General features: G+C 59.8%; 23 protein-coding genes and 1 tRNA gene. 16 read left to right on the top strand and 8 right to left on the bottom strand.

The window, feature by feature from the left end; translation table 11 throughout:
• Positions 1 to 95: 95 nt before the first annotated feature.
• Positions 96 to 824, bottom strand: a complete 729-nt coding sequence (gene pyrH / locus Q1A34_RS01630) for a UMP kinase (RefSeq protein ID WP_300029833.1) — start codon at positions 822 to 824, stop codon at positions 96 to 98.
• A 90-nt stretch (positions 825 to 914) separates the two neighbouring features.
• Between pyrH and miaA the strand changes: the two genes are divergently transcribed.
• From miaA to Q1A34_RS01605, 5 genes are all read left to right on the top strand, one after another.
• Entirely contained in the window at positions 915 to 1,814 is a 900-nt protein-coding gene (gene miaA / locus Q1A34_RS01625; RefSeq protein WP_300029830.1) for a tRNA (adenosine(37)-N6)-dimethylallyltransferase MiaA, read from the top strand.
• An 89-nt stretch (positions 1,815 to 1,903) separates the two neighbouring features.
• A complete protein-coding gene (locus Q1A34_RS01620; protein WP_300029827.1) occupies positions 1,904 to 2,710 on the top strand; it encodes an AraC family transcriptional regulator in 807 nt (268 codons plus the stop codon).
• 208 nt (positions 2,711 to 2,918) lie between these two features.
• Entirely contained in the window at positions 2,919 to 3,968 is a 1,050-nt protein-coding gene (locus tag Q1A34_RS01615) for an ABC transporter permease (RefSeq protein ID WP_300029824.1), read from the top strand.
• Positions 3,969 to 3,980: 12 nt separating this feature from the next.
• Positions 3,981 to 5,198: an ABC transporter permease gene (locus Q1A34_RS01610; protein ID WP_300029821.1), complete on the top strand. Its 1,218-nt coding sequence runs from the start codon at positions 3,981 to 3,983 to the stop codon at positions 5,196 to 5,198.
• Positions 5,199 to 5,282: 84 nt separating this feature from the next.
• Positions 5,283 to 7,373 carry an ABC transporter ATP-binding protein gene (locus tag Q1A34_RS01605; RefSeq protein ID WP_300029819.1) on the top strand — a complete coding sequence of 697 codons (2,091 nt, stop codon included), beginning with the start codon at positions 5,283 to 5,285 and terminating at the stop codon, positions 7,371 to 7,373.
• A gap of 70 nt (positions 7,374 to 7,443) precedes the next feature.
• Here Q1A34_RS01605 and Q1A34_RS01600 read toward each other — a convergent pair whose 3' ends face one another.
• Positions 7,444 to 7,857: a hypothetical protein gene (locus Q1A34_RS01600; protein ID WP_300029816.1), complete on the bottom strand. Its 414-nt coding sequence runs from the start codon at positions 7,855 to 7,857 to the stop codon at positions 7,444 to 7,446.
• Positions 7,858 to 7,968: 111 nt separating this feature from the next.
• On the bottom strand, positions 7,969 to 8,559 hold the full coding sequence (locus Q1A34_RS01595; protein WP_300029813.1) for a lytic transglycosylase domain-containing protein: 591 nt from the start codon (positions 8,557 to 8,559) through the stop codon (positions 7,969 to 7,971).
• 223 nt (positions 8,560 to 8,782) lie between these two features.
• On the opposite strand from Q1A34_RS01595, the gene ssb reads away from it, so the two are divergent.
• Positions 8,783 to 9,286, top strand: coding sequence for a single-stranded DNA-binding protein (gene ssb / locus Q1A34_RS01590; protein WP_300029810.1), 504 nt, complete (start codon positions 8,783 to 8,785; stop codon positions 9,284 to 9,286).
• Positions 9,286 to 9,723 carry an N-acetyltransferase gene (locus tag Q1A34_RS01585; protein WP_300029805.1) on the top strand — a complete coding sequence of 146 codons (438 nt, stop codon included), beginning with the start codon at positions 9,286 to 9,288 and terminating at the stop codon, positions 9,721 to 9,723. The genes ssb and Q1A34_RS01585 overlap by 1 nt, the downstream gene beginning before the upstream one ends.
• A 10-nt stretch (positions 9,724 to 9,733) precedes the next feature.
• Here the strand turns inward: Q1A34_RS01585 and aroB are convergent, their stop codons facing one another.
• Entirely contained in the window at positions 9,734 to 10,849 is a 1,116-nt protein-coding gene (gene aroB, locus Q1A34_RS01580; RefSeq protein WP_300029802.1) for a 3-dehydroquinate synthase, read from the bottom strand.
• On the bottom strand, positions 10,842 to 11,435 hold the full coding sequence (locus tag Q1A34_RS01575; RefSeq protein ID WP_300029800.1) for a shikimate kinase: 594 nt from the start codon (positions 11,433 to 11,435) through the stop codon (positions 10,842 to 10,844). Before Q1A34_RS01575 ends, aroB begins: the two co-directional genes overlap by 8 nt.
• A gap of 85 nt (positions 11,436 to 11,520) precedes the next feature.
• On the opposite strand from Q1A34_RS01575, the gene Q1A34_RS01570 reads away from it, so the two are divergent.
• Genes Q1A34_RS01570 through Q1A34_RS01560 form a run of 3 tightly spaced genes read left to right on the top strand, consistent with a single transcriptional unit; the run spans position 11,521 to position 14,136 of the window.
• On the top strand, positions 11,521 to 11,670 hold the full coding sequence (locus tag Q1A34_RS01570) for a hypothetical protein (RefSeq protein ID WP_300029797.1): 150 nt from the start codon (positions 11,521 to 11,523) through the stop codon (positions 11,668 to 11,670).
• Positions 11,660 to 13,171, top strand: a complete 1,512-nt coding sequence (locus Q1A34_RS01565) for a hypothetical protein (RefSeq protein ID WP_300029794.1) — start codon at positions 11,660 to 11,662, stop codon at positions 13,169 to 13,171. Before Q1A34_RS01570 ends, Q1A34_RS01565 begins: the two co-directional genes overlap by 11 nt.
• Entirely contained in the window at positions 13,168 to 14,136 is a 969-nt protein-coding gene (locus Q1A34_RS01560; RefSeq protein WP_300029791.1) for a site-specific tyrosine recombinase XerD, read from the top strand. The genes Q1A34_RS01565 and Q1A34_RS01560 overlap by 4 nt, the downstream gene beginning before the upstream one ends.
• Here Q1A34_RS01560 and Q1A34_RS01555 read toward each other — a convergent pair.
• On the bottom strand, positions 14,073 to 14,888 hold the full coding sequence (locus Q1A34_RS01555; protein WP_300029788.1) for a metallophosphoesterase family protein: 816 nt from the start codon (positions 14,886 to 14,888) through the stop codon (positions 14,073 to 14,075). The genes Q1A34_RS01560 and Q1A34_RS01555 overlap by 64 nt on opposite strands.
• A gap of 76 nt (positions 14,889 to 14,964) precedes the next feature.
• On the opposite strand from Q1A34_RS01555, the gene Q1A34_RS01550 reads away from it, so the two are divergent.
• From Q1A34_RS01550 to Q1A34_RS01540, 3 genes are all read left to right on the top strand, one after another.
• Complete coding sequence (locus tag Q1A34_RS01550) at positions 14,965 to 16,272, top strand: HlyC/CorC family transporter (protein WP_300029785.1); 1,308 nt, start codon at positions 14,965 to 14,967, stop codon at positions 16,270 to 16,272.
• A 118-nt stretch (positions 16,273 to 16,390) separates the two neighbouring features.
• Positions 16,391 to 16,648 (top strand): hypothetical protein, encoded by a 258-nt coding sequence (locus Q1A34_RS01545; protein ID WP_300029782.1) that lies wholly within the window; start codon positions 16,391 to 16,393, stop codon positions 16,646 to 16,648.
• Positions 16,649 to 16,938: 290 nt separating this feature from the next.
• Entirely contained in the window at positions 16,939 to 17,595 is a 657-nt protein-coding gene (locus Q1A34_RS01540) for a VPLPA-CTERM sorting domain-containing protein (protein ID WP_300029779.1), read from the top strand.
• Positions 17,596 to 17,662: 67 nt separating this feature from the next.
• Here the strand turns inward: Q1A34_RS01540 and Q1A34_RS01535 are convergent, their stop codons facing one another.
• The gene (locus Q1A34_RS01535; protein WP_300029776.1) at positions 17,663 to 20,083 is read right to left on the bottom strand and encodes an FAD-dependent oxidoreductase; all 2,421 of its coding nucleotides are present in this window, start codon (positions 20,081 to 20,083) and stop codon (positions 17,663 to 17,665) included.
• A 200-nt stretch (positions 20,084 to 20,283) separates the two neighbouring features.
• Between Q1A34_RS01535 and Q1A34_RS01530 the strand changes: the two genes are divergently transcribed.
• The 3 genes from Q1A34_RS01530 to Q1A34_RS01520 all read left to right on the top strand — a co-directional run bounded on the left by Q1A34_RS01530 (position 20,284) and on the right by Q1A34_RS01520 (position 23,812).
• The gene (locus Q1A34_RS01530; RefSeq protein ID WP_300029774.1) at positions 20,284 to 20,631 is read left to right on the top strand and encodes a DUF1330 domain-containing protein; all 348 of its coding nucleotides are present in this window, start codon (positions 20,284 to 20,286) and stop codon (positions 20,629 to 20,631) included.
• A gap of 81 nt (positions 20,632 to 20,712) precedes the next feature.
• Positions 20,713 to 23,130: an FAD-dependent oxidoreductase gene (locus tag Q1A34_RS01525; protein WP_300029771.1), complete on the top strand. Its 2,418-nt coding sequence runs from the start codon at positions 20,713 to 20,715 to the stop codon at positions 23,128 to 23,130.
• Between the two features lie 55 nt (positions 23,131 to 23,185).
• Positions 23,186 to 23,812 (top strand): nucleotidyltransferase family protein, encoded by a 627-nt coding sequence (locus Q1A34_RS01520; RefSeq protein ID WP_300029768.1) that lies wholly within the window; start codon positions 23,186 to 23,188, stop codon positions 23,810 to 23,812.
• A gap of 195 nt (positions 23,813 to 24,007) precedes the next feature.
• Here the strand turns inward: Q1A34_RS01520 and Q1A34_RS01515 are convergent.
• Positions 24,008 to 24,091 (bottom strand) — tRNA-Leu (locus Q1A34_RS01515).
• Position 24,092 lies beyond the last annotated feature (1 nt).

The following is a 24,092-nucleotide window of genomic DNA, read 5'->3' as shown; positions in this document are numbered from 1 at the left end:
TGAGGCAGTTTTATCAGCGCCCGGCGGCGCGGTGATCGTTGAGGATGTATAGATCAGGATGGCACGGAAAAGCCAGTGGCTCGTATTGCCCGGGCTCAGCCCTGTACCCGTGTGTAGGTGCCCTCGCCCGCGAGAATGCCGCGAAATCCGCCCGGCTCGTCCAGTGAAAAGACAATGATCGGCAGGTTGTTGTCGCGGGCAAGCGCAATGGCCGAGGCGTCCATGACCCCGAGACGTTTGGCCAGAACATCGTCATAGCTGACCGTGTCATAGCGCACGGCATCATCATGTTTTGCCGGGTCCTTGTCGTAGACACCGTCCACTTTGGTTCCCTTGAAAATCGCCTCGCAGGACATCTCGTTGGCGCGCAGCGTGGCCGCCGTATCCGTCGTGAAATACGGGTTTCCGGTGCCGGCTGCAAAAATGCAGACCCGCTTTTTTTCCAGGTGCCGCACAGCGCGGCGGCGGATATAGGGCTCAGCTACCTCGTTCATGGTAATGGCCGAGATGACCCGCGTATGAATGCCCAACCCCTCGAGTGCGGACTGCATCGCCAGTGCGTTCATCACCGTGGCCAGCATGCCCATGTAATCCGCTGTGGTCCGCTCCATCCCCTGGGCCGAACCCTGAAGCCCACGGAAGATATTGCCGCCGCCGATGACCATGCAGATTTCGACGCCCAGCTCGTGCACAGACCGCACTTCCCTCGCGATCCGTTCCACCGTGGGCGGGTTCAGTCCGAACCCCTGATCCCCCATGAGGGCCTCGCCCGAGATTTTGAGCATCACCCGGCTGAACTTGGTCTGTGGTTCGGGCTGGCTCATGTCGGTACTCCTGACAGGGGTTTATCTGCGGCGCAAAATGTCCGAAAACGCGGACAACTTCAATGCGCCCCGGACGGGCTGAGGCAAAAAATGGCGAATGCCCCGATCCATTCTACAGATGAGGTCCTGGCCGGGCTGTCCCCGCAGACCCCGGTTCTGATTGCAGGCCCCACCGCGTCCGGCAAATCGGCGCTGGCGCTGGAAATTGTTGCGCGTCAGGGCGGGGTGATCGTGAACGCAGACGCGAGCCAGGTCTACGACTGCTGGCGGGTTGTTACGGCCCGGCCCTCTCCGCAAGAAGTAGCTCAGGCGCCACACCGTCTTTACGGGCATATCGGCGCGGATCAGGCCTATTCGGCAGGCCACTGGCTGCGCGAGATGCGCCCGCTGCTTGAGGGGCCGGACAGACCGGTCATTGTCGGCGGTACCGGGCTTTACTTCAGCGCGCTGACCCTTGGACTGGCCGATATACCTGCCATTCCCGCAGAGATCCGCGCCGCCGCCGACGCCCTGCCCGTGGAAGACATGCTCGCACAGATAGACGACGCTACCGCCACGCGGATCGACCCGTCAAACCCGATGCGTGTGCAGCGGGCCTGGGAGGTTCAGCAGGCCACCGGTCGCGGGCTGGCGGCGTGGCAGGACGACACCGGCCCTCCGGCGCTGGACGCGGCGCAGGCGCGGTGCATTGTATTTGATGCGCCCAAAGACTGGCTCACCCCGCGCATTGCCCGGAGGTTTGATCTGATGCTGGAAGCGGGTGCCCTTGATGAAGCCCGCGCCATCCTGCCCGACTGGAACCCCGACCTGCCCGCACACCGGGCCATCGGCGGGCCGGAACTGATTGCATATCTGCAGAACCGCATGACGCTGGACGAGGCACGCGAGGCCGCGGTGATTGCAACGCGTCAGTTTGCCAAACGACAACGCACCTGGTTCCGGTCAAAGATGCGGTCATGGTTGCATTTCCAACCGGCGGAGAACCGCTGAAACTTTCACAAAATTCACGTAAAACTTGAAAACCGGCCCGTAAACACGCCATTGGCATGATGATTAGTGATTATTCGCGGACTGGTTGAATGACCGAAACAGACCTCCGAATCGTGCCTCTGTCGCAACTGGCAGGGAGCAGTGACTGGCGTCTGACACTGGCGCATGACCGTCGCGAACAGCTGCTGATCTGGATCACCAGAGGTCAGGGGCGGGTTTTGCTCAACGGGCAACGACGTGGTGTGGGCACGCACAATGCGATCGTCATTCCGGCAGATCACCTGTTTTCACTGGACATGGGCCGCCAGGGCGTCGGCCAGGCTGTTATCATCCCCGAAGGCTGTCAGGTGCTTTTTCCGCAGATGCCACGCCTGCTGCGCATCCGCGAAGTCAGCGCAATGTCTGAACTGACCGTGCTGATGGAGGCGGCAACACGCGAACAGGCCGCAGCCAGACCCCTCACCGGACAGGCGATGGAGGCGCACGGCGCGCTGATCTCGGTCTGGCTGCAACGGCAGATGGCGCTGGAAGAACATATGCCGGGCAAGCGCAATGCCGCCGCGCGGCTCTGTGCGGCCTATTGTGCACGTGTGACGGCCCATTTCCGCGAGACCATGACCATGGCAGATCACGCCGCCGCGCTTGGCGTGACACCCACGCATCTGACCCGTGCGTGCAAGGCCGCCACAGGCCGGACAGCGGCCGACCTGCTGACAGAACGCGTGTTGTACGAAGCCCGCAGCCTTCTGACCGGGACGCGCGCTCCTGCGCAGGACATTGCACGCCATCTCGGCTTTGGCAGTGCGGCCTATTTCACCCGGTTCATCCAGCATCATACCCATTCAACCCCCACCGCTCTGCGGCGGGCCGGCGCGGGCATTCCGGAACTGGCCTGACGCCCGGACGGTCCGGGTGCCGTCAACGCGCCCCGACATCGCTAAAAAGCGACCTGCAGATGTCGCAAATAATCCACCAGATGGCGCTGGTCTGCGTTGACGCGCCCTCATGGATCATGCCTGATAGGGTCACATATAAATCCGGAGGCCTTCGCGCCTGCGATAACGGACGTGCGCAGCACGCCACAGCCTGACAACAGGGGCACCCATGGGACTATTCATACTCAGACGTCTGGGCGTGATGTTACTGACGGCACTCTGCCTGACGTTCATCGTGTTCTGGCTCACCAATCTCTACCCGAATCTCGAAAAACTGGCGAAAACACAGGGCAACTTCCGTATGTCCGACGAGGCGGTAACCAGTTTTCTGGACAAAAACGGCTATCTGCAGCCGATGCCGGTGAAGTTCGGTCAGTGGCTGGGCGTTCTGCCCGGCTGGGTGCACGAAGATGCCGAAAGCGGCGAGGTTACCGGGCGCTGTTTCTCCTCGGCGACACCGGAAGGCGAGCGCAGCAGTTTCTGCGGCGTCATCCAGGGAGACTGGGGGTTTTCGACGGTTTTCAAAGAAGATGTGGGGGGCATTGTCGCCACCAGGCTTGGTCTGACCGGCAAGCTGATGTTCGCTGTGATGCTGGTCATGGTGCCCATGGCGCTGATCATCGGGGTGCTGGCAGGAATGCGGGAGGGCTCGGTGACAGACCGCTCGCTCTCAACTTTCTCAATCGCCTCTACCGCCACACCGGAATATGTGTCCGGTGTTATTTTTATCGCGGTTTTCGCCTCCTCTGCTTTTGGGCTGAAATGGTTCAAGGGTTCGGCGACCTCGGCCATGGAGAACGCCACTTTCGAGAATTTCACGCTGCCCGTCATTACCATTTCGCTTTATGGCATGGGCTATATCGCGCGGATGACTCGGGCCTCAATGACCGAGGTTATGACAGCGCAATACATCCGAACGGCGCGCCTTAAGGGGGTAAAGTTCTCGGACATCGTTCTGAAACATGCGCTCCGGAATGCGCTCATCGCCCCTTTCACCGTGATCATGCTCCAGTTCCCCTGGCTGCTGAACGGGGTGGTGATTGTCGAGACGCTCTTTAACTACAAGGGCTTTGGCTGGCTGCTGGTGCAGGCGGCAGGAAACAATGACATCGAACTGCTGCTGGCGGTTTCGGTTGTCTCGGTCGCCGTGGTTCTGGTGACACAGCTGATATCGGATATCGGCTATGTCTATCTCAACCCGCGCATCCGCATCGCATAAGGGAGATCTGTCATGGAAGAACTTTCCTGGGGCAGTATCGCAGCCCGTATGTTCCTTCAGCTTGGACCTGTCTGGATCTCGCTGATTGTCCTGTTCACCCTGTCGATGACCTACAAGCGCCGTCTGGGGCTTTATGGCAAACTTTACGACAGCACCATCGGCATGATCGGCTTTGGACTGGTGATGTTCTGGGTCTTTGTCGGCGTCTATGGCGGCCCGCTCGATATGCTGGTCACCCATGATCCGCTGAGCCAGGTCTCGGGCATGAAAAACAAACCCCCGGGCACGCCGATGCGCAGCCCGGATGAAGGCGAATACGCCTGGTTCCTGCTGGGGGGTGACAATCTGGCGCGCGACGTTTTCAGCCGCCTGATCAAGGGCGCCTGGGTCGTGGTGCAGATTGCGCCGATTGCAACGCTCTTTGCCTTTATGGTCGGGATCACGCTGGGGCTGCCTGCCGGATATTACGGCGGCCGGTTGGATACGATCCTGTCCTTTCTGGCGAACCTGATCCTCGCCTTCCCGGTGATCCTGCTCTTTTATCTGCTGGTGACACCCGAGATCGTGCTGACGGGTATCCCGAACTATATGGCGCTCTTCCTCTTTGTCTTCCCGCTGATCTTTATGTGTATCCTGCTGAACTCGCGGTATTATACACAGCCAAAAATCCGAACGCCGCTGCTGATTGGTGTTCTGGGGGGGCTCGGGTGGCTCTATCTGTCGCTGGTCTCGACCGATGGCAGTGTGGTTGCCACACCAACCTACGCCATTCCGGGTCTGCCGCCCTTCCTCGATCTGTTTGACATTGATCCAGGGATTCTGGTGGTCTTTGTCTCGGTGGTTTTTGTGAACTCGCCCACGGTATTCCGGATCGTACGGGGCTTGGCGATGGACATCAAAACCCGCGACTATGTGGCCGCGGCCCAGACCCGCGGTGAAGGACCCTGGTACATCATGCTCTGGGAGATCCTGCCGAATGCGCGCGGGCCACTGATCGTCGATTTCTGCCTGCGGATCGGATACACCACGATCCTGCTGGGCACGCTGGGCTTCTTTGGCCTGGGGCTGGAATCGGAAAGCCCGGACTGGGGCAGCACGATCAACGCAGGACGGCGTCTGCTGGCACTTTATCCGCATGCAGCGATCGCACCGGCCCTGGCTTTGCTGACGCTGGTGCTGGGTCTGAACCTGCTGGCCGATGGCCTGCGAGAGGAAAGCCTGCGCGACTGATGAGACGTTGAGGGGGGCGCTGCCCCCCTGACCCCCCCGGGATATTTCGGGCCAGAAGAAGGCCCGCTCCAAAAGGAGAACAACATGGCGAAGACCGATTACGATGGTCCCATTCTGGAGATCGACAAGCTGTCGATTTCGTTTTTCACCCGGCTGCGGGAAATACCTGCTGTCATGGATTTTTCGGTGCATGTGCAACCCGGCGAGGCGGTGGGTCTTGTCGGCGAATCCGGCTGCGGTAAGTCTACTGTGGCGCTGGGGGTGATGCAGGATCTGGGCAAGAACGGGCGCGTCGTCGGCGGCTCGATCAAATTCAAAGGGCGCGACCTCGGTGCGATGAGTGATGAGGAACTGCGGGATATCCGCGGCTCTGAAATCGCAATGATCTATCAGGAGCCCATGGCCTCGCTGAACCCGGCGATGAAGATTGGCAGACAGCTGATGGAAGTGCCGATGATCCATGCCGGGGCGTCGGAAAAAGAGGCCTATGACCGCGCGTTGCAGGTGGTAACGGACGTCAAGTTGCCCGACCCCAAACGTATCCTGAACGCCTACCCACACCAGCTCTCGGGTGGTCAGCAGCAGCGGATCGTGATTGCCATGGCGCTGATGTCAGAGCCTTCACTGCTGATCCTGGATGAGCCAACGACGGCGCTGGATGTGACCGTCGAGGCCGCAATTGTGGAACTGGTAAAGGATCTGGGCCGCAAATACGGCACTTCGATGCTGTTCATTTCGCACAACCTTGGCCTGGTGCTGGAGACCTGTGACCGGATCTGTGTGATGTATTCCGGTGAAGCGGTCGAACGCGGCTCTATCGAGGATGTGTTTGACAAGATGCAACACCCCTACACGCAGGCGCTTTTCCGGTCGATCCCGTTGCCGGGTGCCGACAAGAACGCCCGCCCGCTGGTGGCGATCCCCGGCAATTTCCCCCTGCCCCACGAGCGCCCGAACGGGTGTAACTTTGGGCCCAGGTGCGACTATTTTGAGCCGGGTCGCTGTGATCAGGGTGTCATCGCCATGGCGGATGTCGCCGGCAATGACCGGCACGGGACGCGCTGTCTGCGGTTTGAGGAAATCGACTGGGACGCGCCGCTGGAGCTTGCCGAGGTGAAAACCAAAGGCGAAATCGGGGATGTCGTCCTGAAAATGGATAACCTCAAGAAGTACTACGAGGTGACGGCCAACGCGATCTTTGGTGGGGGCGACAAGAAAGTTGTCAAAGCCAATGAAACGCTGAGTTTTGAGGCCCGCGAATCCGAGACACTGGCGATTGTGGGCGAATCCGGTTGCGGAAAATCCACATTTGCCAAGGTGCTGATGGGGCTGGAGACAGCAACCGAGGGCGAGATCCTGCTCGACAACCGCTCAATCGGAAACACACCCATTGAGGCGCGGGATACCAAAACCGTCTCTGAGGTGCAGATGGTGTTTCAGAACCCCTTTGACACGCTGAACCCGTCCATGACCGTCGGACGCCAGATCATCCGGGCTCTGGAGATCTTCGGGATCGGCGAGAATGAAAAAGACCGCACACAGCGCATGCTCAAGCTGCTGGATCTGGTGAAACTGCCGCGCGAATTTGCAGGACGCATGCCGCGCCAGCTGTCTGGCGGACAGAAGCAGCGCGTGGGCATCGCGCGTGCCTTTGCGGGTGACGCGCGGATTGTGGTGGCAGACGAGCCGGTCTCGGCGCTTGATGTTTCGGTGCAGGCGGCGGTGACGGATCTGCTGATGGAAATTCAGCGCGAGCAGAAAACCACCCTGCTCTTTATCAGCCACGACCTGAGTATTGTGCGCTATCTCAGTGACCGGGTGATGGTGATGTATCTGGGGCATGTTGTGGAACTGGGCACGACGGACCAGGTCTTCTCCCCGCCTTATCATCCTTATACCGAGGCGCTGCTTTCGGCTGTGCCGATTGCGGACACCAGCGTGAAGAAAAAGCACATTGTCCTCGAAGGCGACATTCCATCGGCAATGAACCCGCCGACCGGATGCCCGTTCCAGACGCGCTGCCGCTGGAAATCAGAAGTGCCGGGCGGCCTGTGCGAAAAGGAAGTACCGCCCGTCCGACGCCTGGAAGGCGACCATCAGGTCAAATGTCACCTGAGCGATGACATCCTGGCCAGGATGGAGCCGGTGATTGAGGTGGGTGTCGCCGCAGAATAAGCCGGGACCGGAAATCAAAAAGGCCCGCGGGAACAGACGCGGGCCTTTTTTGCTGTGGTTTGTGCTATTTTCAGACCATCAGGCAGACGATCAGACCACTCAGATACCCCAGCGAAAACAACGCAAATCCGGGTTTTCGCGCGGCGACCATCATGGACGCAAGGATCAGAATGCCGCCCATGGCCAGGCCCCCCATAGCGGGCCAGAAAACATAGTTGTAATACTCGGTGCCGGCAGTCCAGGGAGAGCCCTCCCACGACAGACCAATCAGCGCCACTGCGGCCACAATGCCCAGAACTGTGCCAAAAAACAGCGCCCTGAGATGGGCAAAGGCCGGATGCCGCTGCTGATTTGCCATGCCTGCAGGAGTCGCACCGGGCATTGTTGAGCTCAGTTCGCGGATCGGCACAGCCCGTGTCGGCGTGGCCAGTTGCTGGGATTGTCGGATGCGCTCAAGCCGCGCGTAAAAGATGTCATTTGCCATAATGCGGCTCCCTCGTCAGTACAGGTTCTATCTGACGTAGAATTCAGGCAGCACTGTGGCCCGGATCGGGACCTGTTGTGAAAGGTTCAGGCTTTTGCTGTGACGGGCCGTTCAGTTCCGGCCGGTGATAATGCGCACGTAATTGCGCGTTTCACGGTAAGGCGGGATACCGCCGTATTTCTTAACGGCACCCGGCCCCGCATTGTAGGCCGCCAGCGCCAGCGGCCAGGATCGGAATTCGCGGTACTGCTTTGCCAGGTACCGCGCACCGCCTTCAAGGTTTTCCTCAGGATCAAGCGGATCAACCCCGAGCGCTCTTGCCGTTGCGGGCATCAGCTGCGCCAGACCCAGAGCCCCTTTGTGGGACTTTGCACGCGGGTTCCAGCCGGATTCCTGTTGTACAAGTCGCAGAAAAAGATCCTCGGGCACACGATGTTTGCGCGCCGCGCGACGTGCGACTGCCAGAAACGGGCCGTCATATTTTCCCGAATAACTGCCGTCCCCCCAGATACTGGGGGTGTAAACGGTCGGCGGTTTGAGCCGGACCGAATTGTTGTACTGGCTGGAGGCACGGTTATCGAGAACGCTGGTCTGGGATTTGAAAAGCTTGGTCCGGTTCTTGGTGGACAGCGTCTCGGACGCAGCGGCAGTGGCCAGCAATGACAGCATCAGGGCACCGGCGATGCCAATACGAGTATTCATGTCGGACACCTCCCTGAGACCGGGTTCCTGCCGGCACTATAGCCAGTTATGGCTGCGACACCAGCCTTGCCCGCTATGGTGGAAAAGGCTGTTGCCGATCCGGTTATCCGGTTTCAAACCTGTGCCGGTCAGTATAGTTTTACACAAATGCTGCCTGTGCGGATTCGGCCCTCCTGCGGACCACCGGCTCTGGCAGGACACTGATGACAGAGGGGGGGGCGTGATGGCCGGCTCAGTAAACAAAGTAATTCTCATCGGCAATCTCGGGCGCGATCCGGAAGTGCGCACATTCCAGAACGGCGGCAAAGTCTGCAACCTGCGGATTGCGACGTCTGAGACCTGGAAAGACCGCAACAGCGGTGAACGCAAAGAACGCACTGAATGGCATTCGGTCGCGATCTTCTCGGAGCCTCTGGCGCGCGTAGCCGAACAGTATCTGCGCAAAGGCTCAAAGGTCTATATCGAAGGCCAGCTGGAAACGCGCAAATGGCAGGACCAGAGCGGACAGGACAGGTATTCTACCGAGGTGGTTCTGCGCCCCTATAAATCCGAACTGACAATGCTGGACGGCCGGGACGGTGGCGGCGGCGGTAACTTTGGCGGCGGCGGTGGCGGCGGCCAGATGGGCTATGATGATCGTGGCGGCGACAGCTATGGCGGCGGTGGTGGCGGTGGCAGTTCCAGCCCGGCCCCCTCACGCGATCTGGATGATGAAATCCCGTTCTGATGTCTGAGGACTGCCGCGTCAGGCCGCTGGCAGCAGCGGACAGTGATGCAGCACTCGCGCTCTACAATGAGCTGACCTTTGGGCCGCCGGTATCTGATCCGGCGGCCTTTTTGTCCGTGCTGGATCATCCCGGCACAGCCGTTCTGGGCGCATTTACCGATACAGGGCTGGTCGCGATGCTGACGCTGCATTTGCTGCCCAATGTCACCTGGTCTGCCCGTCCCTATGCGCTGATCGAAAACGTTGTCACGCGTGGCGACCAGCAGCGGCGCGGTTTCGGGCGCCGTGTCATGCAGGCGGCGCTTGAAGCCGCATGGGATGCAGATGCCTACAAGGTCATGCTGCTGACCGGTCAGAAACGTGGCGCGCGTGGATTTTACGAAAGCGTCGGATTTTCAGCCGAAGACAAACACGCCATGGTCGCGCGCCGTCCGTAAGGCCCTGACCCTAGCCTTTGTCGCGCAGCGCATCCTGCAGCACACCAAGCACCGCCTCTGACGGGACATCTGCTGTCACAAAGGCCTCTCCGATCCCGCGTGCCAGAATGAAACGCAACTGGCCCTGCACCACCTTTTTGTCCTGGCCCATCAGGTCCAGAAGGTCGGTGGCCCCGGGCAGATCGCCCTCGATGTCTTTGAGATCCGTTTTCATGCCCATGGTACGCAGATGCGCGCGCACGCGGCTCGGGCTTTCCTGACTGCACAGGCCCAGTCTGGCCGATAGCTCATAGGCCATCGCGCAGCCGATCGCCACACCCTCACCGTGCAGCAGACGGTCCGAGTAGCCGGTTGCCGCTTCCAGGGCGTGACCAAAGGTGTGACCCAGGTTCAGCAGCGCCCTGTCGCCCTGCTCCGTCTCGTCCCGCTCGACGATATCCGCTTTCATCTGCACCGACCAGCGCACGGCCTCGACCCGCGCGTCCATGTCGCCCGCAGCCAGCGCCGGGCCGTTCTCTTCCAGCCATTCGAAAAAATCTGAATCACCGAGCAGACCGTATTTCACAACCTCGCCATACCCTGCGAGAAAATCGCGTGGCGTCAGAGTGCCCAGAACAGAGGTATCCGCCAGCACCAGTGCGGGCTGATGGAAGGCGCCGATCAGGTTCTTGCCCTGGGGTGCATTGATGCCCGTCTTGCCCCCCACCGAACTGTCCACCTGAGCCAGCAAAGAGGTGGGGATCTGAACAAAGCGCACGCCCCGGCGCAGTACGGCAGCTGCAAAGCCTGCCAGATCGCCGATCACACCGCCCCCAAAAGCCACGACCATGTCACCGCGCTCGACCTTCTGATCCAGCAGCCATTCGACAGACTGCTCCAGCGGGCCCCAGGACTTGGTCGCCTCGCCTGCGGGCAACGTGAGCGACTGCATTGCGATGCCCTGCTCCGCCAGCCCGTCACGCAGGCTGTCTAGATGCAGTGCGGCAACGGTTTCGTCGCTGATCACAGCTACACGCGAACGTTTCAGAAAGGGCGCGATATGGTCTCCGGCAGCGGCAATCAGCCCCGGGCCGATGCGCACGTCGTATTCACGGCCCGGCAGATTAACACGAACGGTTTCAGGCATTCCGGCGCTCCAGTACGTCCGGCCGGGTCTGCAGGACATCCGCAACCCGCAGCGCCATCGCCTCGATAGACACCGGCGGCGCGCAGGGCACCCGAAGATCGGCTTTGCTGTAGTCGGGAACCCGCGCTTCAAAAAGGGCTTCGAGCGTTGCGCGCGGGTTGTCAGTGCGCAGCAGCGGGCGGGTGTCGCGGTGTTTCACGCGGTTCCAGAGCAGATCGATATCTGCGTCCAGCCAGACCGCGACGCCGTGCTGTGCGATTTTGGCCCGGTTCACCTCGGACAGGAACGCACCGCCACCAGTGGACAAAACACAAGGCTCACCCTGCAACAGACGCTCTATCACCTCGGTTTCGCGCGCCCGGAAAAACGGCTCACCGTCACGGGCAAATATTTCCGGCACACTCATCGCTGCGGCCAGCTCAATCTCGTGATCCGAATCGAGGAATGACACCCCCAGCAAACCCGCCAGCCCGCGACCAACAGCCGTTTTCCCGGCACCCATCATTCCGACCATTACAATCGTCTTTTTCAACACATATCTGCGTGTTCCGGCGTTATCGGTCAGGGATTGCTGAAAATCGCTCATAATCGCTTGAATGACGTGATATTGATGAAAAGGCCATATATAAGTTGCGTAAAAACGGCAGGCAGGCAAAAAACGGGGCAGCACCATGGGACGCTTATTCAAACTTCTGATCTTCCTTCTTGTCGTCGGATTTATCGGGCTGACAGGCTATGCCTATGTCGGTCCGTATTTCGGAGCAGATTTCAGCGCGCCGCAGGGCGAAATGCGCGTGCCCGTCACCCTGGATGCTGAGTAAACCCGCTTCATACTGCGCAGCGACACTCTTCTGGGCGCTGCCTGCAGGTGCCGGGGACAAACCGCTGTCCGCCATTGACTGGATTGACCGGCAGCCCGAAGTTCAGTCACCGGTTGTGGCCACGCCACTGCCCGGGACCGGAACCGAGCGTCTGCCCCCGGATGTGGCAGTCTCCCCCCTGACAGAACAAACACAACGGCGCATCGGGCTGGTGCCTCCGGCTGTGAGCGGCCTGCCCCCCGACCTTTGGAGCGACAGCGATCCAAAGCGGCTCGGTGCGCTTATGGCCGACCTGCCTGATCTGCGTCTGCCTGCCGCACAGTCCCTGCTCTACCGTCTGCTGCTCAGCGAAGCGGCAGGCCCTGGCGATGATGCAGAGAACGCAGACGGCTTCACGCTGGACCGGGCCCGGTTGCTGCGGGATTACGGCGCGCTGGAGCCTGCGCTCGCGCTGATCGAGCAAGCCGGTCCGAAGCGCGACCGCAATCATTTTGCGGCCTATATGGACCTGGCTCTGCTGACCGGTAATGAGGATCCCGCCTGCGATCTGCAGAATGCCCGCCCTGAGCTTGCGCCAACAGCCGGGCACAGCGTATTCTGCCGGATGCGGAGCGGTGACTGGGCCACGGCTGCGGTTCTTTACGATGCAGGCCGTGTGCTGGGGACAATTCCGACCCCACAGCTGAACCTGCTGGAACGGTTTCTTGATCCGGAACTTTTTGAGGGTGATCCTGCCCTGGCACCGCCTGCCAGCATCACGCCGCTGCTTTTTCGGTTACACGAGGCTATTGGCGAACCCCTGCCAACGCGTTTTCTGCCCCGTGCCTATGCGGTGGCAGACCTGCGTGATGTAACAGGCTGGAAAGCTCAGCTGGAAGCGGCTGAGCGTCTGGCACGCGCCGGAAGTCTGCCGGACAATCAGTTGCTGGGCCTTTATACGGCGCGAAAACCAGCGGCGTCCGGCGGCGTCTGGGACCGTGCTGCCGGTGTCAGAAAGCTGGATCAGGCTCTGAGCCGGCGTTCGGCCTCGGATGTGGCAGAGGTTCTCCCATCTGCCTGGAAGACCATGAAGGCCGCCCGGCTGGAGGTCGCCTTTGCCGGTATATTCGCCGAACAACTTACGGCTCTGGGGCTGGACGGTGAAGCTGGCAGGATTGCCCGCGAAATGATTTTGCTGTCTCCCGCATTCGGCGACGTTCCGGCAGATCCCCAGGATCTGGCGACCGCGATTGCCACGGGCGTTCCGCTGCCCCTTGTCGCGGGGACTGCGCGCAACGCAGAGATCGCCGGAGCGTTTTCCGGAATGCCGCAGGTTACCGGAATACCCGCCACGCAGATGGGAGAGCGTATTCTGATGGCACTGGCCGAACTGGAAAGCGGTGCCTCGGGTGATCCGGTCGCACTGGGAAAAGCACTGAGCGTTTTACGCGGTCTGGGGCTGGAGGACACAGCGCGCCGGGCTGCCCTGCAGGTCCTGTTGCTTGAACGGTACAACCTGTGAGCAATGACCACTGGATATCGGCTTTTCTGGAGGCGCAGTCCGCCGAATTGGGGGCCGCGCGAAACACCCTGCTGGCCTATGGCCGCGATCTTCAGGCCTTTGACACCTGGCTGCAGGCTGACAGCAAAGACTTTACCCAGGTGACCCGGGACGATGTCGAGGCCTATCTGATCCGGTGTGACGGTGAAGGGCTGTCCCGCGCGACAAGGGCCAGACGTCTTTCGGCCATCAAACAGCTTTACCGGTTCGCTTTTGAGGAAGGCTGGCGCAGCGACAACCCGGCCATCCAGGTCAGTGGGCCCGGGCGGGACAAACGGCTGCCCAAAACCCTGAGCGAGGAGGAAGTCGACCGGTTGCTGCAGGCCGCGCGCACGGCCGGACGCGCCGGTCCGGACCGCCTGCGCAACACCTGCCTGATGGAGCTGTTGTATGCGACAGGCATGCGGGTCACGGAACTGGTCAGCCTGCCGGTCAGCGCCACGCGCGGCGACCCGCGCATGCTGCTGATATCCGGCAAGGGCGGCAAGGAACGGATGGTCCCGCTGTCACCACCGGCCCGCACAGCTCTGAGCGCCTGGCTGGAAGTGCGCGATGCAACCGAAGCGGAACGCCGCCAGAAAGGTGAGCAGGCGTCCCGTTTTCTTTTTGCATCCCGTGGGAAATCCGGACACCTGACCCGGCATCGCTTCTACGCGCTGATCAAGGAACTAGCCGTCGCCGGGGGCGTCAGCCCGGGCAAGGTCACGCCACACACATTGCGGCACGCCTTTGCGACGCATCTGCTGGCCAACGGTGCCGATCTGCGGTCAATCCAGACGCTTCTGGGCCATGCGGACGTGGCAACAACAGAGATTTACACACATGTTCTGGAAGCACGGCTTCAGGAACTGGTGCTGACCCGTCACCCGCTGGCCAGGGACGGCACGCGTAAAGATACGGGCAAGACATCCTCCGAAGGCCAGTAACCGCTGAGCAGCGCACGCTCATACCCCTGCACCAGGCCCGCTTTTATCATCCGCTCCGCTGCACGGGACGCATCATAGCTGAGATGGTGGAACAAAACGTCCCCTCCATCCAGAATGGCGCAGCGTGTTTGCTGGCGTCCGTCATGTGGCGGCACCCCGATGATGCCCGCATTGATCCAGCGCCCCCGGTCAGTCTCACGAATAAAAGGGATGCCGCAGTGACCGGCGATTACATGATCGACCGCCCCGGCCACAGCTTCCAATGCGCGCCATTCCTGTTCGAAAACTGCGTCCGGACTGTCTGGCCATACAAACCGCGCAATATCGGTGACGCCGCCATGGATCACAGCGTAGCGCGCGCCCTGATGGGTGAACACAATGGCGTCCGGGCACTGCGCCATCCAGGCGCGGTCCTGCGCACTGACCCGGGCATTGGCATAGCTGTACCAGCCCGCACTCAGCAGATCGCAAACCGAGCCTTCCTCAAATCCACAGCCACAGTCTCCCGCACCTGAGGCGAGCTGCTTTTCGCAGTTGCCCGCAACAACCGGGATGCCTGCCCCGCGGATCAGCGCCAGTGTTTCGTCAGGTGCCCCGCAATAGGCGACAACATCCCCCGTACAGATCATATGAGCAGGCTTTATGCCGCGCGCGCTGGCCTCATCAAAAAGCGCCCGTGTGGCGTCTGCGTTGGAACAGGGGCCGCCGAACAGCATGACGGGGTCATCAATCACCCCCAAATCCTGCAGCATGGCTGGCTCCTCTCTTGATTGCAGCGGATCGCGCCCCCATAACCAAAGGGCATAGATTTCAAAGGTATCATCCCAAATGGACCCTGTCCCCGCAACGCTTGATGCAGCTTTCTGGATCACAAGTGGCGTTATTCTCTTTCTGCTCGTGATATCGGGATTCTTCTCCGGTTCCGAAACGGCGCTGACCGCAGCCTCACGCGGCAAACTCCGCAACCAGGCAGACAAGGGCTCCAAAGGCGCAGAACGCGCTTTGCGGATCACAGAGGACAATGAACGCCTGATCGGCTCGGTCCTGCTGGGCAACAACCTGGTCAACATCCTAGCCGCCTCGCTGGCCACATCAATCTTTACGCGGGCATTCGGTGAAAGCGGCGTGGCGCTGGCAACGCTGGTGATGACCCTTCTGGTGCTGATCTTTGCAGAAGTTCTGCCCAAGACCTATGCAATCACCAATTCCGAAAAAGCAGCAGCTCTGGTCTCCCGGCCCATCTCGGTGGTTGTGACTGTCTTTTCGCCGGTCGTGGCGGCTGTTCGTTTTCTGGTCCGAGGGGTTTTGTGGCTCTTTGGTGTCCGGATTGACCCGGACAGCAACATCCTGGACGTGCATGCGGAGATTGAAGGGGCACTGACGCTCGGGCATTCTGAAGGTGTCGTGGAAAAAGAGCACCGGGACCGTATTCTCGGCGCGCTTGATCTGAACGAACGCGCGGTAGAAGAGATCATGCTGCATCGTTCGGGCATCGAGATGATCAATGCGAACGACGCGCCCGAGGACATTCTGGACCAGTGTCTGCAGTCAAACTACACCCGTCTGCCGGTGTTCCAGGACGATCAGGAAAACATTATCGGCGTGATCCATGCCAAAGACCTGCTGCGGGCAATGTACAAGATCATCGGCGGACCCGATGGTGACGCCACCAAACTGCGTGGGTTCCAAATCACTGACGTTGCGATGAAGCCCTATTTCGTGCCCGAAACCTCCACGCTTGATGAGCAGATGCGCCAGTTCCTGCGCCGCCGGACGCATTTTGCACTGGTCGTTGATGAATACGGCTCCCTGCAGGGGCTGATCACCCTGGAGGATATTCTGGAAGAGATCGTTGGTGAAATTACCGATGAGTTCGATCCCCAGGCCGACCACCCGGTGCAGACATCCGAGGATGGCCAGTACGTTGTGGATGGCGCGATGACCATCCGTGATCTGAACCGCGCGACCGACTGGAACCTGCCGGATGAAGAGGCCAATACCGTCGCCGGTCTGGTCATCCATGAAGCCCAGATGATCCCCACCGCCGGTCAGGTCTTCTCCTTTCACGGGTTCCGGTTCGAGGTTTGCGCGCGCGATGGAAACCGGATTACAGAGCTCAAAATCCGCCCTCTTTAACCGCTTGTTAACTTCTGCCGCAGGGGTCTTGGGGGCTCGGATGCGGCAGTGCAGCAGACGAACAGCGCTGGCCTCCATTTGCTTGCGAAACCCGCTGGAATACCGTCAGAGATCACGGATGTCAGCGGATTTCTGCCCGCGATCTGCTGCTGAAACACGCCGCGGCGGCAAGCCTGCGCCTGGCATTTCAGGCACCCACAACAGCATATTGCGCCGCATTATTCGCCATATTTTCGCTCGATTCATTGATTCGCAGCTGAGGTTCCGAATGATGAAAACGCAGCAATATGCCCATTTTATCAACATTCCGGCCAGAATGATCAGATTATGCGCGGCATTGTTTCCAATTAATGCCACTTTTTTTATCAGTTTCTGATCGGTCAAAATTTTTTATGCACGGGTGGTCCGAAGCAGTTCAACGGCATTACAAAGGGGCAATTCCGGCGGATTTCCGCTCAAACCATTAAAATACAGGGGGTTAGCACTGGACGCCGAATTTCAGAACTTCAACCACCAGTAGAATCTCTTGAAATCAAGCCGTTGAGCAGGAAATTCCGCACCGCAGAAACCGGTTAATAAATGTAGACATGGCAAAATTGTGTTAATACTTTGTTATCGAAGTAAACGGTGCCTATTTTAGGTGCCTCTTTCCAGCAGGAGGCTTTTATGAACAAGCTGAGTATACTGACAGGTGCATTTGCACTGACTGCGACCACAGGCTTTGCGGCCACGGTCGATTTTGAAAACGAGGCGCCGCTCGGATCTGATCCGACTGACGTCGGCACATCATATTCCAATGGCATCATCGATTTTTCTTCGACTGAGAACATGCAACTGGTCGGCGTCGGCGCACCAACAAGCGGGTTCGTTCCTGACGACATGCCCATCGGCGGCGACTTCGGCGACATCTTCCTGACGGGTGATTTCGACGGCGACACCGACATGACGCTGACATTCGGCGGTTACCTGATCGAAGAGATCTCCTTTGAGATCGCTGACATCGACGGTGACGAAGTGGGTACGTCCACAGGTGATGATGAAGAATTCGTCTTCACAGCGCTGAAAGGCGGCCTGGTTGTTGATACTGTGACTGTTTCCGCTCTTGATGTGGCTGGCGACGGCACAATCGCGAGCATCTCCTTTGCCGGTCTGTTCGACGAAATCTCCATCGTCGGTACAACACCGGATGGAGCGCGTAACATCGGCTGGGGCATCGACAACATCGAGCTCGTAACAGCTGTTCCGGTTCCTGCAGCAGGCCTGATGCTGCTTGCCGGTCTGGGCGGTCTGGGCGTCATGCGCAGCCGTAAAAAAGCTTCCTGATTTTTTCAGGTATCTGACGACAAAGGCCACGCTTGATTGCGTGGCCTTTTTTTTGTTTAGCGATGCATCATGCCCGCAGACGCGATCCATCCGGATCAAAAGGCGGCTCATTCAGGATCGTCGCGCCGTGCGGACGGCCCAGAACCATCACATCGACACGATCCCCGGGCTGAGCGCCCTGAACATAACCGAGTGCAAGGCTCATCCCGACGCTGTATCCATAAGCGCCCGACGTAACCCGACCGATCCCCTGCCCGTCCCGGAAAATCGGCTCACCGCCGGTGGCATCCGCGTTGGACGCGTCGGTGGCGTCAGCATCCAGTTCCAGCAGCACCAGTTGCTCGCGCGGCGGTTTCGCCAGTGTCTCAACGACAGCATCTTTGTTCAGGAAAGTCTTGTCCATCTTGCACAGACGGTCCAGCCCCACTTCCTGCGGCCAGTATTCCGGGCTGTACTCACGCGACCAGGAGCCATAGCCCTTTTCCACCCGCAATGACATCAGCGCGCGGCTGCCAACCGGTCCGGCGCCGACCTCTCGCCCTGCAGCCAGCAGAATTTCCAGGAGCCGCGCCTGATCAGCCGCCGGGCAATGCAGCTCCCACCCCAGATCACCGGTAAAGCTCACCCGCAACGCCAGCACGTGAATACCGCTCAGATCGATCCACCGGGACCGCATGAACGGAAAGTCTGCCGTCGCCAGCGAGGTATTGGTCAGCCGCTGCAGCATCTCTCTGGACTTCGGCCCCGCCACGTTAAACCCGCACCAGGCCTCGGTCATGCTTTTGAATTCTGTGCCTTCGGGTAACGGGACTTCTTTAAAGAACCGCTGATGATAGCGTTCGGCCATGCCCGAACCAATGATCCAGAATTCGTTTTCAGCAAGGCGCGTGACGGTGAAATCCCCGGCAATGCCGCCGCGTTTGCCGATCAGCGGTGTCAGACAGGACCGGCCCACCAAACGGGGAATATCGTTGGCAAAAACGCTGTTCAGCCAATCCTCTGCCCCCGGTCCTGTGCAGCGGTATTTGGCAAAGTTCGAGATATCGATAATGCCGGCGTTATCCCGCAGCATACGGCATTCACGACCTACAGGTTCCCACCAGTTCTGGCGTGTGAAGCCATCTGTATCGACAGCGCCCGGCGTATCCGCATACCACAGCGGATGCTCCCACCCATAGTTCAGGCCAAAGACGGCGCCCAGATCCTTCTGGATCTCATAGGCGGAGCGTTTGCGGACAGGGCGACCGGCACTGCGTTCCTCGTTCGGAAAGTGGATTTTGAACCTGTTGGCATACTGATCACCCACCCGTGCCTTTGTGAATTTCCTGTCGGCCCAGTCGCCAAAACGTGCCATGTCCCAGGCGAACATGTCATACCGGGTCTCCCCCGTCACGATCCAGTCAGCCGCCAGCAGACCCATACCGCCCGATTGCGAAAAGCCCGGAATAATGCCGTTGCAGCAGAAGTAATTCGACAGTTCCGGCACCGGGCCGAACAGCACATTACTGTCGGGTGACCAGATCATCGGGCCGTTGATCACACGCTTGATACCCGCCTCACCCACGGCAGGGACACGCTCGATCGCGCGCATCATGTTGTCCTCGATACGCTCCAGGTCGTCGGCAAAAAGTTCGTGACCAAATCCCTGCGGCGTGCCCTCTTCTGCCCAGAAGCGCAGATCCTTTTCATAGGCACCGACAAGCAGGCCTTTGCCCTCCTGCCTGAGATAGTACTCACCGTCCCTGTCCGCGACCGATGGCAGACGCCGGTCCAGCGCGTCTATCTCTGCTATTGTCTCAGTCACGAAATACTGGTGCTCTGTGGGCTGAAGTGGCAGCTCGAGCCCCGCAAGAGCAGCAACTTCCCTGCCCCAGAGACCGGCGGCATTCACGACCCATCCGGTCGCGATATCCCCTTTCGGCGTGCGCACAATCCAGGTTCCATCGGGCTGCTGTTCGGTGGCGGTAACCGGGCAAAACCGGATGATTTCAGCACCATTCTGACGCGCGCCGCTGGCATAGGCATTTGTCACCCCCGACGGATCCACGTTGCCACCGTCGGGTTCCCACATGATGCAACGGATACCATCAAAATTCACAAGTGGGTGCAGGCGTTCGGCCTCATCCCTGCTGACTTCGTGAAAATTCATGCCATAGAGCTTGGCTTTGGCGGCCTGCAATCGCAATTGATGTTCCCGGGCTTCGGTCTGCGCCAGGTAGAGCGATCCGGGTTGAAACACACCACAGCTCTGTCCCGTCTCGGCCTCGAGACTGTTATAGAGGTTCATGGTATAGTGCTGAATGCGGCTGATGTTGGTGCTGTCATGCAGCCCGTGGATATTCGCCGCCGCATGCCAGGTAGAGCCTGACGTGAGCTCATCGCGCTCCAGCAGAACAACATCCGTCCAGCCCATTTTAGTCAGGTGGTACAGAATTGAGCAGCCGATAACGCCACCGCCTATCACAACGGCCTGAGCATGAGTTCGCATGGTTTGTTCCTGTGTTTTGTCCTGCACCCGATACTGACCGGGCCCGCGATCTGCAGATTGCGAGGAAGCGACACATTCCGTCGCAGGCGTACAAGGTCTTACCCAAAGGGCGCATATTCGAACAAATACGCGCAATTTTTGTGCATTTTTCTTGGCTTTTGGCGCGATGAGAGTAAATTCGCGCGCAGGGAGTGCTTCAGATGACAGTTACATTGATGGCGTTGCTGAGCGTCGACGAGGATGCGCAGGAAGACCTTGCGATCTACATGCGCGCCACCAGCCCGCTGCTCAAACGTGCAGGCGCGGTCATCCGACAGCGGTTCCGGGTGAACAGTGTCGTTGTGGGCAACCAGCCGGCACGGTCGGTGGTTATCGTGGACTACCCGGATCAGAGAGCGGTGGATTCAGTCTTTCAAAGCCCGGAATACGCCGCCGTCAAAGAAAACCGGGACCGGGCCTTTCCCTTTTACCAGATCACAGTTCTGCAGAATGATGCACCAGTCGAGGTCAGCGCATCGGCCCGCCAGCAAAACGACGACTCGCACTGAAGCGGCAAAAACTGTCGCTTTCAAACCTGCGGCTTATCCACCCTGCATCCATCCTGGCGTCAGGAGCGGATCGGAGACCACATGCAGACCACTACCCGTGTTGCCATCATCGGCGGAGGCGTTGTCGGAGCCTCTGTTCTGTATCACCTGACCAAACTGGGCTGGTCAGACGTGATGTTGCTGGAGCGTTCTGAGCTGACTTCCGGTTCGACATGGCATGCAGCAGGCGGGTTTCACACGCTGAACGGCGACACGAACATGGCCGCACTTCAGGGCTATACCATCCGTCTTTATAAAGAACTGGAAGAGATCACAGGCATGTCCTGTGGGCTGCACCACGTGGGCGGGGTCACACTGGCCGACAACCAGGACCGGTTTGACATGCTGCTGGCGGAACGTGCAAAGCACCGGTTTATGGGTCTCGACACGGAAATCGTCGGGCCGGAAGAGATCCGCAGGATCGCACCGGTTACCAATACAGATGGCATTATTGGTGCGCTTTATGATCCGCTGGACGGGCACCTTGATCCATCGGGCACCACACATGCCTATGCAAAGGCCGCGCGCATGGGGGGTGCCACGATCGAAACCCACTGTATGGTGCGCGAAACCAACCAGCGCTCCGACGGCACCTGGGATGTCGTGACCGACAAGGGCACCATTCACGCTGAACATGTGGTCAATGCGGGCGGTCTCTGGGCGCGGGAAGTTGGCGCTATGGCAGGCGTCTATTTTCCGCTCCACCCGATGGAACACCAGTACCTGGTGACCGACGATGTGCCGCTGATCACCGAAATGATGGCCGACGGGATCGAGCACCCGCATGTGATGGACCCGGCGGGCGAAAGCTATCTGCGACAGGAAGGGCGCGGGTTGTGCATCGGGTTTTACGAACAGACCTGCCGTCCCTGGGCTGTTGGCGGAACCTCGTGGGAATTCGGTCAGGATCTTCTGCCCGATGATTTCGACAAGATCGAGGACAGTATCGCCTTTGCCTACCGACGTTTCCCGGATCTGGAACGTGCCGGGGTGAAAAACGTCATCCACGGGCCCTTCACCTTTGCGCCCGATGGCAACCCGCTGGTCGGCCCTGTGCCGGGCATGCGCAACTACTGGTCGGCCTGTGGAGTTATGGCAGGCTTCAGTCAGGGCGGTGGCGTTGGCCTGACGCTGGCGCAGTGGATGATCGAGGGCGAGCCGGAACGCGACGTGATGGCCATGGATGTGGCCCGATTCGGGTCCTGGATCACGCCGGGATATACGCTGCCAAAAGTCATCGAGAACTATCAGAAACGTTTTTCGGTGGCTTACCCGAACGAGGAACTGCCCGCCGCACGCCCGTTCCGCACCACGCCGATGTACGACATTTTCAGCGATCTCGGGGCGGTCTGGGGCCAGCAATACGGGCTTGAGGTGCCGAATTACTTTGCACGCGGGGACGAGCCCGGGTTTGAAACCCCGTCATTCCGCCGCTCCGATGCGTTTGGCGCGACAGGTCGGGAGGTCAGTGCCGTCCGGCAAGCTGTTGGAATCAATGAGGTTCAGAACTTTGGCAAATACCGCATCACCGGGTCTGGTGCACGCGCCTGGCTTGACCGTATCATGGCCGGACGGGTTCCGGCACCGGGCCGCCTCAGCCTGACGCCGATGCTCTCTGAACGCGGGCGGCTGATCGGAGATTTCACCATTTCCTGCCTGTCCGAGGCGGACTTCCGGCTGACCGCCTCTTATGGTGCACAGGCATTTCACATGCGCTGGTTCGAACAATACCCATCACCGAATGTCCGGGTCGAGAATATATCTGACACCGTGACCGGTTTTCAGATTGCAGGCCCGCATGCGCGCGATGTTCTGGCAGCCACAACGCTGACAGATGTCGCTGACATGAGGTTTCTGGATGTGCGGCGTATGACCATTGGCATGGCAGACTGCATCGTCCAGCGGGTCAGCTATACCGGCGATCTGGGGTTCGAGATCTACTGTGACGCCATGAGCCAGCGTGCGCTGTGGCATACCCTGTGGGAAGCCGGTCAGCCCTACGACATAACACCCTTTGGCATGCGGGCGATGATGTCGCTGCGACTTGACCGGTTTTTCGGAAGCTGGATGTCGGAGTTTTCGCCCGACTACACAGCGGCAGAGACCGGTCTCGACAGGTTCATCAACTGGTCAAAAAATACCAACTTTATTGGTCGTACCGCGGCGGAAGCAGAGCGTGAAACAGGACCGGCCCGCCGGTTGGTCGTCTTTGATGTGGACGCTGACGATGCAGATGTGCAGGGCTATGAGCCGATCTGGCTGGAAGGCGCGGTGGTCGGTTTCTGCACCTCCGGTGGATGGTCACACCACGCAGGCAAATCCATTGCCATGGGGTTCCTGCCCGCCGACAGGGTTGCCGACGCGCCGGACGTCGAGATCGAGATCCTGGGCCAGATGCGCCCGGCCCGTGTCATCACGGAGCCGCTGTTCGATCCTGATGGGCAAAGGCTCCGGGGCTAATTGCCCGGATCACTCTGCTCTGTCGCAGGCAGAGGGGCTGCGTTAAGACTGGAGCATGACCACCGAGCATCTTTCAGAGGTTCCTGTTCTGATCCCCGCTGCAGGGTTTTCGTCGCGCATGCGCGGCGACGACAAGCTTTTGCGCGAGGTGGACGGTGTTCCATTACTGAAGCGCCAGATCGGACGGGCCCTGGCGGCAACGCGGGGGGCTGTTATCGTCATGCTGCCACCCGAACCGCACGGCCGCTATACCTGCCTTGAGCAGTCCGCCGCCCTTGGCGTGCCGGTGCCGGATGCCCGTGTCGGGATGAGCGCCAGCCTGAAACGGGGCATGCAGGCCCTGCCGCCGGGAACCCGCGCTGCGATGATTCTGCTGCCCGATCTGCCGGATATTACATCTGCCGATATTCGCTCTGTGCTGGCCCCTGTCGGAACGGATGACACAATCTCGATGTGGTGTGCGGCGACGAGCGACGGCCGGCCCGGACACCCTGTTGTGATCAGATCTGAACTCTTCGACGATTTTCTGGCACTGTCCGGCGATGGCGGTGCCAGGGAACTGCGCAGGCGTGAAGAGGCAAAAAACGCCGTGCGGTACATTCGACTGGCGGGTAACCGGGCAAGGCTCGATCTGGACACGCCCGAGGACTGGGCCGACTGGGAAGCCGCGCGCACCAGATAATGGCAGTTCTGGCGCACAACAAAGCCAGCACCAGCAAGGTTAACACCGGATCCGCAGCGCGTTCACGCCTCGCGAAATCAGCATTCGAATCCATCAAGCATGTGCGCTTTTAAATGCAAATGTGTCCCCCGGTACATATCGGCGGGGGACACAATTAGGAAAAGGCCAATGAATACAATGGCACGATCAGTAGAGTGGTACCCAAGGCCGGACTCGAACCGGCACGCCCGAAGGCGGGGGATTTTGAATCCCCTGCGTCTACCATTCCGCCACTTGGGCA

The sequence above is a fragment of the uncultured Roseobacter sp. genome (genome assembly GCF_947491795.1).
Taxonomy (GTDB): domain Bacteria; phylum Pseudomonadota; class Alphaproteobacteria; order Rhodobacterales; family Rhodobacteraceae; genus Roseobacter.
The sequence above is the reverse complement of the archived record's forward strand: the minus strand, read 5'-3'. Positions and strand labels throughout refer to the sequence as shown.